Genomic DNA, 19,700 nt, shown 5'->3' with positions numbered 1-19,700 from the left:
ATTTCAATGTTTTTGTATAAATAATTTGGTGTTCACATCATCAAATGCAATCTCTATACCGTTTTCTAATTTGTCAATTATTTCAAGCCCTTCGGTTAAGGTTTCAGCCTTAATATACGAAATATTTGTGTTAATGGCCGTATTAATTTGTACATCGCTTTGTAATTTAACATCTATTCTATCGGTTAGCTCAAACCCCGAATCCTTACGTAAATTTTGAATACGGTTAACAAGTTCCCTTGCAATGCCTTCACTTCGTAAATCATCAGTGATTGTAACGTCCAAAGCCACTGTTAAATTGCCTTCATTTGCTACCAACCAACCTTCAATATCTTGCGATGTAATCTCTACATCATCTAGGGCTAAAGTTATATTTTTTCCATTAACTTCAATATCCAAAACACCATTTTGTTCTATTTTGTTAATATCTTCTGCCGAAAAGTTAGTAACTGCTACTGCAATGGCTTTCATTTCTTTACCAAAACGGGGACCCAAGATTTTGAAGTTTGGTTTAATTTGTTTTACCAAAATCTGTGAAGCTTCTTCCAAAAGTTCAATTTCCTTGATGTTTACTTCGTGCTTTATCAAATCTGAAACCGCCAAAATCTCTTCCTTTTGCTGTTTATTGACCACAGGAATCATGATTTTTTGAAGTGGCTGACGCACTTTTATCTTTTCCTTTGCTCTTAACGACAATACCAATGATGATATGGTTTGGGCACTTTCCATTTTTCGCTCTAAGCTCTTATCAACAAAAGCAGCATCATACACGGGGAAATCAGCCAAATGCACACTTTCAAAGGTTTCTTTTTGGGTTACGGCATTCAAATCCAAATACAACCGGTCCATAAAAAACGGTGCAATGGGGGCACCTAATTTTGCAATGGTTACCATACAGGTGTAAAGCGTTTGGTAAGCTGAAATTTTATCTTGTTGGTAATCGCCTTTCCAAAAACGTCTTCTGCTTAAGCGCACATACCAATTACTTACATAATCTTGTGTGAAATCTGAAATAGCTCGTGCCGCTTTGGTGGGTTCGTAATCGGCATAAAAGGCATCAACTTTTTTTATTAAAGTGTTTAATTCTGAAAGGATCCAACGGTCTATTTCCGGGCGTTCTTCTAAAGGAAAATCGGCTTCTGCATACGTGAAATTATCCAAATTGGCATACAGCTGAAAAAACGAATAGGTGTTATAAAGCGTTCCGAAGAATTTACGTTTTACTTCCTCGATACCTTCCAAATCGAACTTTAAATTGTCCCACGGATTCGCATTGGAAATCATGTACCAACGGGTAGCATCTGCTCCGTAGGTTGACAAGGTTTCAAAAGGATCGACCGCATTTCCTAAGCGTTTGGACATTTTTTGTCCGTTTTTATCCAACACCAAGCCGTTAGAAACTACGTTTTTATACGCCACCGAATCGAAAACCATGGTTGCAATAGCGTGCAATGTATAGAACCAACCGCGGGTTTGATCAACACCTTCGGCAATAAAATCTGCTGGGAATGCCCCTTTTAATTTCCCCAAAGGGGAAAAACCCATGCGCAACTCATATTCTATTTTATTTAATACAGCATCTATGTCTCCTGTAACTTCTTCATTAGTAAACCTAATAATCCTAAAGCCTAAATCTTCTAAATTCCCGGTTCTAAATGTGTCTGCTTCCTGCATTTCCGAAGTATGGTGGTAACCACCATCAACTTCAATAATCAAGTTTTTAGAAAGGCAAACAAAATCCACTATATACTCATCAATAATATGCTCTCTTCTAAATTTGTGACCACCTAATAGCTTGGTCTTTAAACATTCCCAAAGCACTTTTTCGGCTTCGGTGGGTTTTTTAATTCTTTCCTTTTTAAGTTCATTTATTAATTTATATGAAGATTTTCTAGCTGTTTCATATCCAGCTGAGCGCTTCAGTTCTCCCCCTTTGGGGGAGTTAGAGGGGGCTTGTGCTTCTTCAAACGGATAATGCCATTGCGCATAGGGCATGGAACCAGAATCGAACCAAACATCTATTAAATCGCTTTCGCGGAACATTTTTTGACCTGAATCTGAAACCAATACAATCTCATCTACAATGTTTTTATGAAGATCGATTTTTGCATAGTTTTCTTCGGAATTGTTTCCAACTTCAAAATCTGCAAAAATATCTTTTGAAAGTACACCAGCTGAAACTGCTTTTTGCATTTCATTTTTCAATTCTTCAACAGAACCAATACAAATTTCTTCCTTACCATCTTCAGTTCTCCAAATTGGCAATGGAATGCCCCAATAGCGTGAACGTGATAAATTCCAATCGTTTGCATTTGCGAGCCAGTTTCCAAAACGACCTGTTCCTGTTGCTTTTGGCTTCCAGTTGATGGTTTCGTTAAGTTCGTACATTCTGTCCTTAACATCGGTTACTTTTATAAACCAAGAATCTAAAGGATAATAAAGAATTGGTTTATCGGTACGCCAACAGTTTGGATAGCTATGTTTATATTTTTCGACCTTAAAGGCTTTGTTTTCTTCTTTTAATTTGATAGCAATCTCAACATCAACCGACCGCTCTGGTGCTTCGCCATCATTGTAATATTCATTTTTTACATACTTGCCTGCATATTCTCCCATTTCTGGTCGAAAACGCCCTTGTAAATCTACTAATGGCACCAAGTTTCCATTTTCGTCTTTTACCAACATGGGTGGCACTTCAGGTGTTGCTTGTTTTGCAACCAAAGCATCATCAGCACCAAAAGTTGGTGCAGTGTGAACGATTCCTGTTCCTTCTTCAGTGGTTACAAAATCGCCAGATATGACTCTAAAGGCATTTTCTGGATTATCGTTTGGTAATGTGTAAGGTAATAGTTGTTCGTAAGAGGTGCCAACAAAATCTTTTCCAATAAATTCTTTAATAACGTAAAAAGGAATTTTTTTATCATCAGATTTATATGCGAACAATTCAGCTTTATCTTCAACTTGAATAAACTTCCCTGCAAACTGATAGTCAACTAATTTTTTAGCTAAAATCACTTTAATTGGTCGAAAGGTGTATTGGTTATATGTTTCAACTAAAACATATTCAATCTTTGGGCCAACCGTTAAAGCGGTGTTACTTGGTAAAGTCCAAGGTGTGGTTGTCCAAGCTAAAAAATAAATATCGCCTTCATTTTGTAAAAAATCAGGCAGTGATTCTGGTTTTGCTTTGAACTGAGCAACAACCGTAGTATCCGTAACATCCTGATAAGTTCCGGGTTGGTTTAACTCGTGAGAACTTAATCCTGTACCTGCTTTTGGTGAATACGGCTGAATGGTATAGCCCTTATATATTAACTTTTTATTATAAATTTGTTTTAGCAACCACCAAACCGATTCCATATATTTTGGTTCATAAGTAATGTATGGATTGTCCATATCTACCCAATAGCCCATTTTTTGGGTCAAGTCGTTCCAAACATCGGTGTAGCGCATCACGGCTTTACGGCACGCTGCGTTATAATCTTCCACCGAAATGGTTTTTCCAATATCTTCTTTGGTAATGCCTAATTCCTTTTCAACACCTAATTCAATAGGCAATCCATGGGTGTCCCAACCCGCTTTACGCTTCACTTGGTAGCCTTTCATGGTTTTGTAACGTGGAAAAATATCTTTAATGGCTCGTGCTAAAACGTGGTGTACCCCGGGCAATCCGTTTGCAGATGGAGGTCCTTCAAAAAAGACAAAAGGTTCGTTGCCCTCGCGTGTGGAAACACTTTTTTCAAAAATGTTGTTTTCTTGCCAATAGTTAAGAATCTCTTCGGCTACATTTGGCAAGTCAAGTCCTTTATATTCAGGAAATTTAGCAGTCATTATATCAAATTTCTTTTCGAGGTGCGAAATTAAGGAATTTTGATAAAATAGCGTGTTTAAAATACCCAAAATACAATTTAGATATTTCTAATAACCGTTATTAAAACTAATCATTGTTGTCCGGTAAAGAATCAAGACCGCTTCGCTGTTAGAATAAAGAATCAAGACTTGGTCGTAACTAGCTGATAAACAAAATAATTATTTTTTTAAATTTTTAAAAGCCTGATAATTGAACGAAACACCCTAAAAAGATAACAAACTCCAGTTTGTAAACATTTTTATAGGACAACACTTAAAATTAATGCGTCTTTTGAAATGCTTTTTGAAACCGGTTGGCTTTATCCAAAAGTAGTTTTTCTTCTTCAGGAGTAACATGTTCTTTCGCCACCACTTTTTTATTATGGAGGTAGATTTTTTTAACGGGTTTATCAGACAATTTAGAATGGATGTGAATCAATTTATTATCTGAAAAATAGTAGGTTTCAGCAAGCGTTTTATTGGTGGTCTCAATATTTTTAATTTGATGTAATTCATGTGTTTTTTCATCAAAAAGCACATAGTATTTAAAACTTCCTATATCTTTAAATCCGTCTGTATCTGTTAACACACCTTCTGTTTTGATTTCTTTTAAATTCGAATTAGTATCAATTTTTGAAATGGTTTTATCTGTTTCAGAAACCACGGCATCGGCACTTAAATGGGTTTTAGTGCCACAAGAAACAAGCGTTAACAATACAAAAAGGGAGCTCAAATAATTTTTCATCTTTTAACTTTATTAATTAAGTACATGACAAAAAATTAGATTGACCTTCTGTAAATGGTACTAATCCCACTGAAATTGAGACCTGTCAGGTTTTTAAAACCTGACAGGTCTGGAACACATGAGATTATTAAACTGCTGACAATTAGTTATATAACATTTATTTTTCAATTTTTGTCATGTACTTATCTTTATTAATCTTGGGGAAATTTAAAGCATAAAAAAAGCCTAAACAAATATTTAGGCTTTTTTTTTGACTAACTCAACTAACATTAAAAACTAATGAACTATTATTTTTTTAGTGATTACCTGTCCTGTTTGTGCTTTAAACCAAACAATGTAAGTGCCAGATGCCACGTTGTTTATCTTTATTCCGTTGCTCAAGGTTTCTTGTGATACGCCCTTAAGTTCCATCACCGTTTGTCCGCGCATGTTTACCAGTGCCATTTTATCCATAGAGGTGTTCATCTTTTTTCCGTACAAGGTGTTTGTGCTATTTTGATAGTAAATATAATTCTCAGCAATTGCTGTTTCCTCTATGCCCAAACTTTGTTGTTGCGATTGGAAGACTAGCTCAAACCTTTTGTTAAACTTTCCAGCTTCAGAAGTAAATCTATAAGCAGTGCTTTGTTTCAGATCAAAATAAGTGCCCGTTACATTATCCTTTAAAAAAACCTCTTGGTTTGTATCTATATTTTCCTGTTCGGTAAGCTTGATCTCAAAGGTATTTTTGCCCGAAGAGCTGAAATTTAACGGGATGACTTTATCGGGAGTAATGGAGCTGTATGCTTGCATAAGCATATTCTTCCCATTGAAACTCAGATTAAAATCGTTGTTGGTCACTTCAAAATTTTCTGAATCGTACCCATAATCATAGCCATCGGTAGTGGTTTCGCTAAATCCTAAAACCATTTCTTTTTTGGTTTTTGGCCCTACAATACTGTTAAACTCCAAACGCATTTTCTGCATGGAACTATTTTGATTGTTCGCTGTATTAGAACTGCTTTTTGATTGTTTTGTTCCTGATTTAAAAAAGTTGGAACCATTGTTGAAATTCCCGTCGGCATCGGCTTCTTTAACAAAAACACGTTGGCCATTATTAAAAACCACAGTCCCATTTGCAATAATCTCAGCAATGAATGCCTGTCCTACAGGTAAATACTTAGTAGGTGGCATGGTGCCTTCTTGAGCACCTGTTGTGGCACCGTAAATCCCAACGAACTGGGAAGCCCTAACGGCATCCAATTTATTTACATGGGCGTATCCTCCTTTATATTCATCTAAATAATGTGAATCGCCAGCCCATTGTTGCCACAATTGTAAAGTGCCTTCAATAACGCCTTCATTGTCATCAATAAATTTATTGATGTCCAATGCTGATGGATACGGGTTTCCCAACAAATATTCTGTTTTTGATACATTGGGTACCGATCCTGGACCGCCTTTATCGATTACATTTACCAAAATGGTTCCGTTATTTGGTTTGCCCTCAAAAATATATTGCTGTTGCAAGCCTGCATTACCTGTACCTTTTTGGGTATAACCTACACCCGGTTGTAAAGCCGTATTAGGTTTTACCGCTGTCCAATCCCAATAAGTAACACCGTTTATATAGTTATATATCCAATACGTGCTAATTTTACCTACTTGATTATAGGCCGAAGTAAAGGACATATCAAATCCCGTTTCATCTTTAAGCATATTTAATGTGAATGCGGTATTGTTCGGGTTGTTGGCCAACGTATTGTTGTCTATTAAATTGGTGGCCGCTTTAATCCCGATAGGTGATGCCCAGTAATTGTACCTATATGCGTTTGATGTACCCTCTTGCCGTCTTAATATCTTTCCGGTTGCCGAGGTTATTAAATCACTGGTTTTGGTTTGGACCAATTGGGAATCATCTTTTAAATCTATGGTACCATTTAATTCTAAATACCAGCTGTTGTTTATTTCGTTGTCGCCATTTACAGTGAGTGTTTTTTCACTATTTATAATCAGCCCTAAAGTTTTAAGGGAACTGTTGGCTGTGATGTTATTGGATATTTTAATAATTCCATAATCTTTACTATTAACAGTGTCATCAATATCCCAAACATCGCCATGTAACCAAATGCTTTTGCTTTCCCAACTTCCATCAAATCCAGTTACATAAGGCATGGGAGCCGTTTGTTCTAATACCGTTCCAATATTGTATAGGACCAACGGACGGTTGTTACCGGAATAATCGGAAGTTTTGTTGTTTTTTATATTGGTCATAGGATAGTAGGCTACTAAATTTACCCAAGGGATTTTGCTTTTAGTAGTATTATCCATGATATCTTTACCTATTACCGTACCTCTTACATTACCATTGTTGTTTTCAATTTCTTGATAAACCATTTGTTGCAATTGACTGTCGGTTAATGTTTTATTAAACACACGCACTTCATCAATATCTCCCTTAAAGTATTGTTCCTTTATCAATTTATTTGAAAAACGCCCTACTTCAAAAGTATTGTTGGTATCGGTACTCGCAGCAAGGGAAGCACCTGTTTTACCAATATCAAAAGTATCTGCTAATTTTCCATCAATATAAAGTTTTAGGAGTCCTGTTGCACTTGAAAAACTTCCAGCAATATGATGCCATTCATTATATTTAATAGCATTGCAATTGGTGCAATTCCCTACCGATTTTTCAGAAGTTTTGTTAGTTTTTAAAGTAAACATGGGCATATTTCCATTTTTTAACCATAATTTACAAGCTACGTCCTCGGCAATGATGGTCATGTTTGTGGTATTTCCCGTATCGGACTTTACCCAAGCCATGACGGTAATATCATTCAATCCATTAACAAATGAATCTCCAGAAAGGTAATTGTTTACACCATTAAAATACAACATAGCAAGTGGTGGAATATTGACCAAAGTAAAAACTGCATCCCTAAAATCCACATCGCCACCGGCATTCACATCATTGTCAATATCGGGTAACAAGCTGGGATTGTTGATGGTCCCGTTTACATCGGAATATCCTACAGTGGCATCGGTAGCATCATCCAGCCCATCAAAGTCAGTGTCTTTTCCAGTGAGCGTTAAACCAGCTTCCACGGTATCGTTTCCGCCTTCGTTATCGGAATCCAAATCCAAATAATCCGGTTTATCAACGCCATCTGTATTTACAGGAATCAATCCCGCAATGTAATTGGTATCAACACCAAATGCGTTCACTATACCCGAAGGTGCCACATAATCCAACGTGGTTTGTGCTTCTACATTATCCGGTATGCCGTCGCCATCGCTGTCTAAATCCAAAAAATTTGGTATATAATCGGCGTCGTCCAAACTTTCCTTCACTACATAATTCACCGTACCACTATTTGGAGACAACTGAACGACATCTGGAATCCCATCTGTTCCAACAGGCCCGTTAACAACGCCATTGGTATGCGCTTTACCATGGCCAGCTTCATCAGCATCTAAAATGCCATCATTGTCACTATCAAGGTCATAAATATTGGCAATCCCATCACCATCTGTATCCAAATTTGAGTTAGTAACCCTAACAGAGCCTTCATCAAAATTTGAGTAATTGGACATGGTTATTACAAAAGAATATTTTCCGGGAGCCAATGTTACCGTACCTTGAACCAAGGTCCATGGAGTGGCTGCCGAAGATCCATTTTGGATGGGAATGGCTATGGTGCCGGTATCTGCAATTAAAGTGGCTCCGGTTTTATTATTTCCAACTCCCGAATAAATAGCAATTTTGCCAGTGGCTGTATTATTGTTATCTCTTGGAGAGAAATAACCTGAATACGTAATATTGGTTGTTGAAGTAATTGTAAACGATTGATAGATGTCGGCATCTCCATTGATATCTAAATAATGTTGCTTGAATCCAACCGTATTTGTTCTAACATCAGCATCAAACGGCGGCCCTCCATTTCCATAATTATAAGCACCTCCATCAACTTGTACTATATTTGGAGTTCCTCCAGATCCTAGACCCCCTGGAATAAGAATCCAAGGTAAAATGGTTGTAGCATTTACGCCTTGTGCGGCTTGATTGTTTCCATTATTTGGGACAGTCACATTTTCAAAACCGCCATAACTGAGCACATTGTTTTCGTCAAAATCCAAAATGCCATCGTTATCGTTATCCAGATCTACGCTATCAGGAATGCCATCGCCATCGGTATCTTTCACTTTATTACATGCTGAATCTGTACCCGTGACGTTAAAAAATTTAACGACTCCATTTTTGGTAGCAGTTCCACCATTCTCATTTAAAACCTCTACACCGGCTACTTCAACCTTTACAGAACCTTTTTTCCAGCCGGAATCTTTGATATCATAAATTTTTACATAGTAGTTGTTTCCATTGGGAACACATCCTAAATCCAAAGTTGCTTTATAATCTTCTTTATTGGTTAGCTTACTTTTTTCATAACATTGCGTATCATCGCAAATAGTTCCTAAAAGTACATTTGAGGAATCGTAGATTTCCACCTTATAATTGAACGATTTTTTGGTCCATTCGACCATTACTTTTAGCCCGGAGTTTTGGGCTATAGCTAAATTGAAAGTTAACAGTATGGCATAGACCATAAGTAGTTTTGTTTTCATAGGAGATAGATTTGGGATCAATCAATGACAAAATTATGTGCTAATTATATGAAAAACAACTATTAACAATTTATATTCGTTAAAATATGCCTTTTTGTCGATTACCAATTTCAAATTGGTTAAAAAAGCCGATAAATTACATACGTTCAATTTTTAATTAATACGTGAGGGAAATGCAACTTAACAAACCAACTGCTTTAGTCTTTATTCATTAAATATTGAGTACAATAGTAATAATAAATATTGATTTAGAGAAGATAAATCGCAATTTTTTATCGACTAAAAGTATTTTTATTCGATAAAAAGTATTTTTTAGTAAGAAAAGAGGCTATTTTGCGAAGTATAATTTTAAAGGTTTTAGTTTTTAATTCAAACTATAAACCCTACCAAATCTTCAATTTTAGAAATCAATTGTATTTTGATGGCGGTGTTTTTTAAGGATATTTTGTTGTATTTGGAAACGAATATGGTTGAAAACCCTAATTTTTCAGCTTCTAAAATACGTTGCTCCACACGTTGAACCGGACGAATTTCACCAGACAGCCCCACCTCGGCGGCAAAACAAAAATCCTTTTGAAGTGCCACATCTTCATTGGAAGATAAAATAGATGCTACCACCGCTAAATCGATAGCAGGATCGTCCACATTAATGCCTCCAGTAATATTCAAAAAAACGTCTTTTGCCCCTAAACGGAAGCCAGCACGTTTTTCTAAAACAGCCAATAACATATTCAGGCGTTTTGCATTAAATCCAGTCGCACTGCGCTGTGGCGTGCCATAAACTGCGGTACTTACCAATGCCTGCACTTCTATCATTAATGGGCGCATGCCTTCTAAAGTAGCAGCAATGGCATTGCCTGAAAGCTCTTCATCTTTTTTTGAGATTAAAATTTCTGAGGGGTTGGAAACTTCACGAAGTCCGGAGCCTTGCATTTCGTAAATGCCCAATTCGTTGGTAGAGCCGAAGCGGTTTTTATGCGCCCTTAAAATCCTGAACACATGATTGCGATCGCCTTCAAACTGCAAAACGGTATCTACCATGTGCTCCAAAATTTTTGGGCCTGCAATATTTCCATCTTTTGTAATGTGGCCAATGAGCAAAACGGGTGTTGCCGTTTCCTTGGCGAACTTTATAAGCTCGGTAGTGCATTCCTTTATTTGGGAAATACTTCCAGAAGACGATTCAATGTAGTCGCTATGCAATGTTTGTATGGAATCGATAATAACAATATCGGGTTCCAAAGCTTCAATTTGCTTGAAAATATTCTGCGTTTTGGTTTCCGTAAGAATGTAACAATTGTTGTTTGCCGGATTGATGCGCTCTGCACGCATTTTTATCTGTTTTTGGCTTTCTTCACCTGAAACATACAACGTTTTATAAGGTAATTTTAATGCTATTTGAAGTAATAAGGTGCTTTTTCCGATTCCCGGTTCACCTCCCAAAAGCGTTAACGACCCCGGTACGATGCCGCCACCAAGAACCCGATTGAATTCCCCATCAAAAGTATCCAGTCGCGCTTCATTTGATACGTCAATATCTTTTATCCGTAGCGGGACTGCTGCTTTTTTTACTGTGGAAGTGGGCGATTTCCAATCACTTTTTTCAGGGGTTTGAATCACTTCTTCCACAATGGTGTTCCATTCTTTACAGCTAGTACACTGCCCTTGCCATTTGGCATATTGCGAGCCGCAATTTTGGCAAAAAAATGTTGTTTTTACTTTGGCCATATTCCTCTCCTAACCCCTCCAAAGGAGAGGAGTTAATTCCGTTTTTAAATTTAAATTAATAACCAAAATCTGTTTTTATGGCTTCAGCTTTTTGCAACATTTCATCTTTGGTAATACCGCCAATTTCATCTAAAGTGTAACCGGATTGGTACGTTCTCATGGCTTTTTTCGATTCGCCGGCTTCTTCATAAAAACGTGCCAAATAATAATTTCCAAGAAGTGTTTTTGGATATTCATCTCTGGCCATTTTTCCTAAAGCTTCATAATATTCAAATTTTCCTGTTTTTTCAATAGCTGCCGAAATAGCTTTAAAATCGTTAATGAGAATCTTCTTTTTTATTCCGAACAACTCATGGATGGTTTTATACTTTTCTTCAAGATAGGTGACTGGCGAGGTTTCTAAACCTAAAATAGTGTTTTTATATTCGTCTTTACTTATGGGCTGGAACACATTGAAGATTTTCTCAAGAGCGGATGGTATCACATGTGTTGGAAGTGAATAGTGCGAAGGGCCTTCAAAGCTTTTAAAATTATAGAATAGGTTTTTATTGTCAATGGCAGAAACATCGGTATTTAAAGCTTGCGTCATTTTAAGTACGGATGATGAATCGTTATTGGTATTGGCTAAATAGTAGAATGTTTTAGATTGTAATTTCCTCATAACTTCTGGAATATAATCGAGCATTTTTGGTGCCAATTCTGGACTCACCACAATATACCCCTTAAACAAGGGTTGTGGTTTGAGCAAAAAATAATTTATGAAATTGGCGGTATCGCCATGGCCCACCGCCACTCGGAAATTGGCGGTTCTATATTTTTTTTCCAGATAAGGAATAAGTTCCATCCCTACAAACTCGAAAAATTTTGCCCCTGCATCTATGGGCAACGAGTTTTGTTCGGAATACATGGTGTCATCATCGCGTTTATCAAATTGATTGATGCCCACTACAATACTCTCAGGCATATCTTCCCAATAGGAATAATAATCCACATTTCCTGCCACCGCTTCAAACAGATAATCGCCATCAAAAACAATAAACAACGGGTAGGTTTTGGTATCGTTACTTTTATAACTTCTTGGTAACTGAATTTTTAACTCTCTGGTTTCCCCTAATTTTGAAGATTCGATGGTTTCGTATTTAACTTGGGCGTTATAACTGGGTATCGAACAAAAAACCAATAAAATGGGTAGTAGATATTTCATTTTAAAAAGATTTTAGATTTTAACGCAAGGTAAGGAATTAGTTAAAACTAAAAAAAGCTGTTTTTAGTCAATTATTTTTTCGTCTTTATCCTATTATATATTGGGAGATAAATTAAGGACAAGCCACCAAAAACAATGATCATAAGGGTTTGTGATGCCCACATGATCCATCCAAAGGCAATGCTTGGTGCTTCTGCAATTCCAAAAATAGAAAATGCTAAATAAACAGCGATGGGATAAGCACCTATGCCGCCACTGGTTGCAGCTATACTAAAACTTGCCGAAATAAATCCTATTAAAATGGCTCCTGCCGAAATACCTTCTAAATCCTGTATGGCCAATGATGTTACATAAAACATAAGCACATACATGGCCCATATAAATAAGGTATGGAAAATAAAAGCGCCCTTCTTTTTCATTTTAAAAACACTTAAAGCACCTTCTATCAACCCGTTGATGAAATTTTTGATTTTTTGGGCGAATTTAGAGTTGCTTTTCTTGATGTATTTTGAAAAAACAAAAATTAAAGAGATTACCAAAACTAAGGAAACGGCTACTTTTAAAGGATTGAATTTTTGAATGAAAAACGCGTAGATAAAGTCGAATTGAAGAAACAACGTAATCATTACAATGCCTGCCATAACAAGCAAATCGGCAATACGCTCTGACACAATGGTTCCAAAACCTTTCTCAAAAGGCACGCCTTCATAATTGGTCAATATAGAGGCCCGGGCAACCTCTCCTGCCCTGGGTATGGTGTAATTTATTAAATAGGTGGCAAAAACCGCCATGACGCTATTCCAAAATTTTATGCGGTAACCCAAAGGCTCCAACTGAAAACGCCAACGGTAGGCACGGGATAAATGACTCAACAAACCCAAAAAAACACCTAAAAAAATCCAGGATTTGTCTGCTTTCTTCCAATAGTCAAAAACGACTTGCAAAGGAACCTCTTGCAATGAATACCAGATTAAAAAAATCCCCAATAATAAAGGAAGTATGATTTTTAGCGTTCTTTTTGTATGTTGATTCAAAAGATTATTTCAACAAGTTTGTGGCTTCGTCTGGAAATACCAAAGAGGGTTTAAAAACTTTAGCTTCTTCAATATCCATAAAAGCATAAGTAATTAATATTAAGGTGTCGCCCACCGAAACTTTTCTGGCGGCGGCGCCATTAAGGGTTATTTCACCGGTGTTTCGTGGTCCTGGAATGCAATAGGTTTCTAAACGTTCGCCATTGTCGTTGTTTACAATCTGGACTTTTTCACCTTGAATAATATTAGCGGCTTCCATTAAATCTTCATCAATGGTAATACTGCCAATGTAGTTTAGTTCTGCACCGGTACATTTTACTCTGTGAATTTTAGATTTTACTACTTGTATTTGCATGGGGCAAAGATAATTAATTTAGAGCGATATTGTCAATTAGTCTAACATCATCTGCGTACACCGCTATAAACGCTCTGTACTTATTGTTTTTAATTTTCCGTTTTACTGTTTTTAGGGTTGAAATCTCTGCGATTATAAAATATTCCAATGTCAATAAATCATGGTTTTCAAACTGTTTCCCAACCCATTGCGACACATTATCAGCACTTTTTGTGCCAAAACGCATTTTGGCGGTTTTTAATGTTTTATAAATAAAAGGTACCGCTTTTTTGTGTTCGGAATTTAATCGTGTATTTCTGGAACTCATTGCCAACCCAGATGGTTCTCTATGGATGGGGCATCCAATAATGTTTAATGGCATGCTGTGCTTTTCGACCATTTTTTTTATGATTTGCAACTGTTGGAAATCCTTTTCGCCAAAATAGGCATTATCGGGCTTTATAATATCGAACAACCGCTTTACAACGGTGCCTACGCCATCAAAATGGCCGGTTCTAAATTTGCCTTCCATTTCATGCTCCAACCCATCAAAATCAAAATGTTCGGAGAGTGTTTTTCCTTCGTAAATATCATCAACGGTTGGTGCATAAACCAAAATGTTCTGTTTGCCCAGTGTTTTTAGCAATTCTAAATCGCACTCTAAAGTTCTTGGGTATTTTAATAGATCTTCTTTATTATCAAACTGGGTGGGGTTTACAAAAATGCTCACAACCACTTTATCATTGGCATCCAATGCCTTTTTAACCAAGGCTAAATGCCCATGGTGTAAGGCGCCCATGGTAGGAACCAATCCGAGAGTTTGCTTTTTAGCCTTAAAAGCCTCAATAACTGTAATAATTTGTTGTTTTTCGGAGTAAACTTCCACTTTTTAATATAAATTAAAGCGTGCAAACTTAAGATTTTACAATCAATCTGCATAAAATTTTGTACTTTTGCGTGTTTTTTATTTTGAATCTTCAAAAGAAAGACACAAATGGAACTGTTTTTGATATTTCTTCAGTTTTAGAAATAATGCATTTTCGTTCCCTTTGGCCATATAAGCATTAAACAAAAACACATGAAACTTCCATAGCGAGCTCTTGATACTTTAAGAAATGATTATATGGAAGTAACATGTGACAATAAAATACAATATAAAAAACACATGAACCTTCCATAACGAGCTCTTGATACTTTAAGAAATGATTATATGGAAGTAACATGTGACCAATAAAATACAAATATAAAAAACACATGAACCTTCCATAACGAGCTCTTGATACTTTAAGAAATGATTATATGGAAGCAACATGTGACCAGTAAAAAACAAATATAGAAAACACATGAAAGATAAGAGGATATTATATGTATCATCTGAAGTAGTGCCCTATTTACCGGAAACCGAAATTTCTTCAATGTCTTTTGAGGCGCCTAGATTAGTGAATCAGCAAGGGGGCCAAATTAGAATTTTCATGCCTCGATACGGCAACATAAATGAGAGAAGACACCAACTGCACGAGGTTATAAGACTTTCCGGTATTAATTTAGTGATCAACGATTTGGATATGCCGCTTATTATAAAAGTAGCCTCTATTCCCAAAGAACGTATTCAAGTATATTTTATTGATAATGATGAATACTTTAAAAGAAAAGCGACTTTAACCGATGAAGACGGCAATTTATTTGCCGATAACGATGAACGCGCCATTTTTTTTGCAAAAGGTGTTATTGAAACGGTCAAGAAATTAAATTGGTCGCCCGATATTATCCATGTACACGGTTGGCTGGCAGCTCTATTGCCCATTTACCTAAAGGAATATTACAAGGACGAACCTTTATTTAGCGATAGTAAAATAGTAACTTCTGTTTACAATCAAAGTTTTAACAATACGTTAAATAAAGATATGCTTAATAAGGTTAAATTTGACAACATTAATGAAGATGCCATTAAAGTTCTTGAAGAACCATCGTATATCAACCTCATGAAAGTTGCCATTGATTATTCAGATGCTTTGATTGTGGGATCGGAGGAAATTCCAAAGGATCTGGAAACCTATTTAAAAGCATCTAAAAAACCTATTTTAGAATACAAACATAAAGATGAATTTGGTGAAGCTTATAAAACTTTTTTTAATACCAGCGTTTTAAGTTAACCTATTATATTCATTTCAATTTATATATGAAAAATACCATTAAAGCCCTTAAATTTTCTATAGTTTCTTTTCTACTTGTATCATTTTTTTTAGCATGTGATAAAGATTTTACCGTTCTGGAAAGTAATGTACTTGGAGAAGACAATTCAAATTTCAGTGCCACAAATGAATTTTTGCAAATAGCGGCATACAATAAAAAACTCGATTCGTTACAAATTAACAGGCTTCCTTCCAATTTGCTTGGTGTATATAACGATCCTGTTTACGGACAAACAACGGCAAGTATTGTTACGCAAATTACACCTACTACTTACGCTCCAGATTTTGGCGATAATACGGTTATAGATTCTGTGGTGTTAAACATTCCTTATTTTAGTAGGGTTATAGGAACTGTGGATGGAAACCCCACATACACTATTTTAGATTCACTATATGGAGAGACTTCCACTGGAACCATAAATCCGTTTAAATTAACTGTGTATCAAAACAACTACTTTTTAAGGGATTTTGATCCTAGCTCAACCAATAATACACAACAAAATTACTTTTCCAAAAGCGATGTTGCCATGAACGGAACAGATAATTTTGCGTTAAATGGTAGTTCCACAATTAATTTTGACAATCAAAAAGGGGCTCAAGTGTACAATATAGATCAATTTACACCCAGCAGCAAACCTGTTATAACTGTCGTTGGCACTGGTACAGATGAAGTTAAAACACGATCTGTACCTGCTTTTAGAAAAAAATTAGATACAGATTTTTGGAAAACAGCCATTATAGATAAAAAAGGCGATCCTGTTTTAAGCAATGCCAACAATTTCAATAATTATTTTAGAGGCCTGTACTTTAAAGCGGAAGCTGTTGCGGGTAATGGTAACATGCTTTTATTAAATTTAGCAGCTACCAACGCTGGTATTACCATTTATTATTCCAAAGATTCTTCGGTAGCGGGCGAAAAAACGCAAGCAACCTACGCCTTCAGGTTTACAGGAAACATTTTGAATACCCTTATTAATGATTATGGTTCTGTTACTTTACTAAATGGCAATAAAACCACCGGTGATGATAAACTTTATTTGAAGGGAACTGCAGGCTCCATGGCTGTGGTTGATTTATTCAGTGGCACTGTAGATTATAACGGAACACAAATTAGTGCATTGGAAGCTTTTAAAAAAACCTACAGAATACCAATGGGCAATGACTATAAAAAAGACAGCAATGGGAATTATATTCTAAGACGCTTAATAAACGATGCCCAATTAATAGTTTATGAAGATGCCATTATGGCTACGCTTCCAAAAGATAAAAATGGAAAGGATTACTCGTTTTATGATAGATTATATGCGTATGATGTAAAGAACAACATACCGCTTATAGATTATAATTTCGACACATCAAATAACACCGCCAACCCTTTAAACTCCACTGTTTTTCATTTAGGAATAAGAAGAACAAATGATGCCAAGACAAAATATAAAATCCGCATTACCGAACATTTAAAGAATATTTTATTAAGGGATTCAACCAATACTAAAATAGGCTTGGTATTATCTACCAATGTAAACGTGGACTATGATAAAAACACCCTGTTCTTTAACAAAGCTAAAATTTTAAATAGCACTGATGCTGTTACAGCAATTCCAGCTTCAGCATTCATAACGCCAAGAGGTACTATCTTACATGGAACCAATTCCAGTGATCCTGATAAGAAAATGAAACTGCAAATATTTTATACAGAACCTAAATAGAGGCCTGAATCCGTTTCCAATACATTTATATAATTTGATTGGATTGTTTTAAGCGAAAAACGAATTTCATCGTATAAAATAAGGACTTTATATAATAATTATCTGTCATTGGTATTTATTTTACATATTTGCCAAAATTAAATATAACCCGAATCAAAATAATTGATCTATGTGTGGAATTGTAGGATACATTGGCCCAAGAGAAGCTTATCCAATTATAATTGAAGGTCTTAAACGACTGGAGTATCGAGGCTATGATAGCGCTGGTATTGCCTTGTTTGATGGTACAGACCTTAAAGTTTGTAAAACAAAAGGTAAAGTTTCCGATTTAGAAACCCTTGCAGATAAAGAAATCACAAAACACGGAAATGTAGGTATAGGGCACACACGATGGGCTACCCACGGTGTACCCAACGATGTGAATTCACACCCACATATTTCAAACTCCGGTGAATTGGTTCTTATCCATAATGGCATCATTGAAAACTATGATTCGCTGAAACAAGAGCTAATATCAAGAGGTTATACCTTTAAATCCGATACGGATACCGAAGTTCTTATCAATTTAATTGAAGACGTTAAGAAAAAGGAAAACGTAAAACTTGGCAAAGCGGTACAAATAGCCTTAAATCAAGTTATTGGTGCTTATGCCATAGCTGTTTTTGACGTTAGTAAGCCCGAAGAAGTAGTCGTGGCCCGTTTAGGAAGTCCGTTAGCTGTTGGAGTGGGTGAAGATGAGTTTTTTATTGCAAGTGACGCTTCTCCCTTTTTGGAATACACAAAAAACGCCATTTATCTGGAAGATGAAGAAATGGCTATTATCAGATTTCATAAAGAGATAAAAGTTAGAAAAATAAAAGATGATTCTATAGTAGATACTTATGTTCAAGAACTTCAAATGAACTTGGAGCAAATTGTAAAAGGGGGTTACGAACATTTTATGCTCAAGGAAATACATGAGCAACCAAAAGCCATCACCGATACTTACAGAGGGCGACTTTTAAGAAACGAAGCCATTATAAAAATGGCCGGGGTTGAAGATAATATGAAAAAATTCCTCAATGCCCATCGTGTCATCATTGTTGCCTGTGGCACCTCTTGGCATGCAGGTTTGGTAGCCGAATACATCTTTGAAGATTTGGCAAGAATCCCTGTTGAAGTAGAATACGCTTCGGAATTTAGATACAGAAACCCAGTTATCACCGAAAATGATGTTGTTATTGCCATTTCACAATCGGGTGAAACTGCCGATACGTTAGCAGCCATTAAATTAGCAAAATCAAAAGGGGCGTTTGTGTTCGGTGTTTGTAACGTGGTAGGCTCCTCCATCGCCAGAGAAACCCATGCAGGTGCTTATACGCATGCGGGCCCTGAAATTGGCGTTGCTTCAACAAAGGCATTCACCACCCAAATTACGGTACTTACATTAATAGCGTTGCGATTGGCAAGAGCCAAAGGCACCATAAGCAGTTCCGATTTCCGCCACCATTTACTGGAGCTGGAAATGATTCCTGGTAAAGTAGAACAAGCTTTAAAATCGGATGCCCATATTAAAATGATTGCCGATATTTATAAAGACTCTCGCAATTGTTTGTATTTAGGAAGAGGATATAATTTCCCTGTGGCACTTGAAGGCGCCTTAAAACTAAAGGAAATATCTTATATACACGCGGAAGGCTATCCTGCTGCCGAAATGAAACACGGTCCTATTGCGTTGATTGACGAAAATATGCCTATTGTTGTGATTGCAACAAAAAAAGGACATTATGAGAAAGTGGTGAGCAACATCCAAGAAATAAAGTCCAGAAAAGGTAAAATTATCGGCATTGTTACTGAAGGCGATGTTCAAGTTAGAAATCTTGCAGACCACGTTATTGAAGTCCCGGAAACGCTGGAATCTTTATCGCCGTTATTAACAACCATTCCGTTACAATTATTATCATACCATATAGCGGTCCTGTTAGGCAAAAATGTGGATCAGCCGCGTAACTTGGCAAAATCCGTAACTGTAGAGTAACTAAAAAAACCATTAAAATATCGATATTTAAATTGCCATGGCTAAGTTTAAGCCATGGCAATTTCTTATTTAAAGGCGTTATTTTTATGGAAAACATTGTTCTCCGGAGGTTTTTTTGTTAAATTATACTATGCGTGCATAATTTTTTTATACTTTTAGTACGAAGTGATATTTAATATATTTATATTGCTCTACTGAAACTTAAACTAATAGGTATAGGCGTTTAGGTAACACTTACTTTTGTTCTTGTTTTATCATTTTCAACCATCTTTTTAACTAACACATT

Annotated in this window: 11 protein-coding genes; 3 read left to right on the top strand and 8 right to left on the bottom strand. The window is 36.2% G+C overall.

Features of this window, described 5'->3' with window-relative positions:
* Positions 1-3 precede the first annotated feature (3 nt).
* From ileS to panC, 8 genes are all read right to left on the bottom strand, one after another.
* On the bottom strand, positions 4-3,831 hold the full coding sequence (ileS, locus tag ACU1LP_RS08845; RefSeq protein ID WP_445736082.1) for an isoleucine--tRNA ligase: 3,828 nt from the start codon (positions 3,829-3,831) through the stop codon (positions 4-6).
* 298 nt (positions 3,832-4,129) lie between these two features.
* Positions 4,130-4,594 (bottom strand): hypothetical protein, encoded by a 465-nt coding sequence (locus ACU1LP_RS08840; protein ID WP_445736081.1) that lies wholly within the window; start codon positions 4,592-4,594, stop codon positions 4,130-4,132.
* A gap of 276 nt (positions 4,595-4,870) precedes the next feature.
* Positions 4,871-9,196 (bottom strand): LamG-like jellyroll fold domain-containing protein, encoded by a 4,326-nt coding sequence (locus tag ACU1LP_RS08835; protein ID WP_445736080.1) that lies wholly within the window; start codon positions 9,194-9,196, stop codon positions 4,871-4,873.
* A 369-nt stretch (positions 9,197-9,565) separates the two neighbouring features.
* Positions 9,566-10,924 carry a DNA repair protein RadA gene (radA, locus tag ACU1LP_RS08830; protein WP_445736079.1) on the bottom strand — a complete coding sequence of 453 codons (1,359 nt, stop codon included), beginning with the start codon at positions 10,922-10,924 and terminating at the stop codon, positions 9,566-9,568.
* A 55-nt stretch (positions 10,925-10,979) separates the two neighbouring features.
* Positions 10,980-12,128 carry an alpha/beta hydrolase gene (locus tag ACU1LP_RS08825; protein ID WP_445736078.1) on the bottom strand — a complete coding sequence of 383 codons (1,149 nt, stop codon included), beginning with the start codon at positions 12,126-12,128 and terminating at the stop codon, positions 10,980-10,982.
* A gap of 71 nt (positions 12,129-12,199) precedes the next feature.
* A complete protein-coding gene (locus ACU1LP_RS08820) occupies positions 12,200-13,162 on the bottom strand; it encodes a lysylphosphatidylglycerol synthase transmembrane domain-containing protein (protein ID WP_445736077.1) in 963 nt (320 codons plus the stop codon).
* Between the two features lie 4 nt (positions 13,163-13,166).
* Positions 13,167-13,517: an aspartate 1-decarboxylase gene (gene panD, locus ACU1LP_RS08815; protein WP_027137887.1), complete on the bottom strand. Its 351-nt coding sequence runs from the start codon at positions 13,515-13,517 to the stop codon at positions 13,167-13,169.
* A gap of 13 nt (positions 13,518-13,530) precedes the next feature.
* Complete coding sequence (gene panC, locus ACU1LP_RS08810; RefSeq protein ID WP_445736076.1) at positions 13,531-14,382, bottom strand: pantoate--beta-alanine ligase; 852 nt, start codon at positions 14,380-14,382, stop codon at positions 13,531-13,533.
* A gap of 457 nt (positions 14,383-14,839) precedes the next feature.
* Here panC and ACU1LP_RS08805 point away from each other — a divergent pair, with 457 nt between their 5' ends.
* From ACU1LP_RS08805 to glmS, 3 genes are all read left to right on the top strand, one after another.
* On the top strand, positions 14,840-15,649 hold the full coding sequence (locus ACU1LP_RS08805) for a glycogen/starch synthase (RefSeq protein WP_445736075.1): 810 nt from the start codon (positions 14,840-14,842) through the stop codon (positions 15,647-15,649).
* Positions 15,650-15,675: 26 nt separating this feature from the next.
* Positions 15,676-17,397, top strand: a complete 1,722-nt coding sequence (locus ACU1LP_RS08800) for a DUF4270 domain-containing protein (protein ID WP_445736074.1) — start codon at positions 15,676-15,678, stop codon at positions 17,395-17,397.
* A 169-nt stretch (positions 17,398-17,566) separates the two neighbouring features.
* Positions 17,567-19,414, top strand: a complete 1,848-nt coding sequence (glmS, locus tag ACU1LP_RS08795; RefSeq protein ID WP_445736073.1) for a glutamine--fructose-6-phosphate transaminase (isomerizing) — start codon at positions 17,567-17,569, stop codon at positions 19,412-19,414.
* Positions 19,415-19,700 lie beyond the last annotated feature (286 nt).

The organism is Mariniflexile sp., assembly GCF_052728615.1.
Note: the sequence above shows the minus strand (reverse complement) of the source record. Positions and strands in the feature narration are given on the sequence as shown.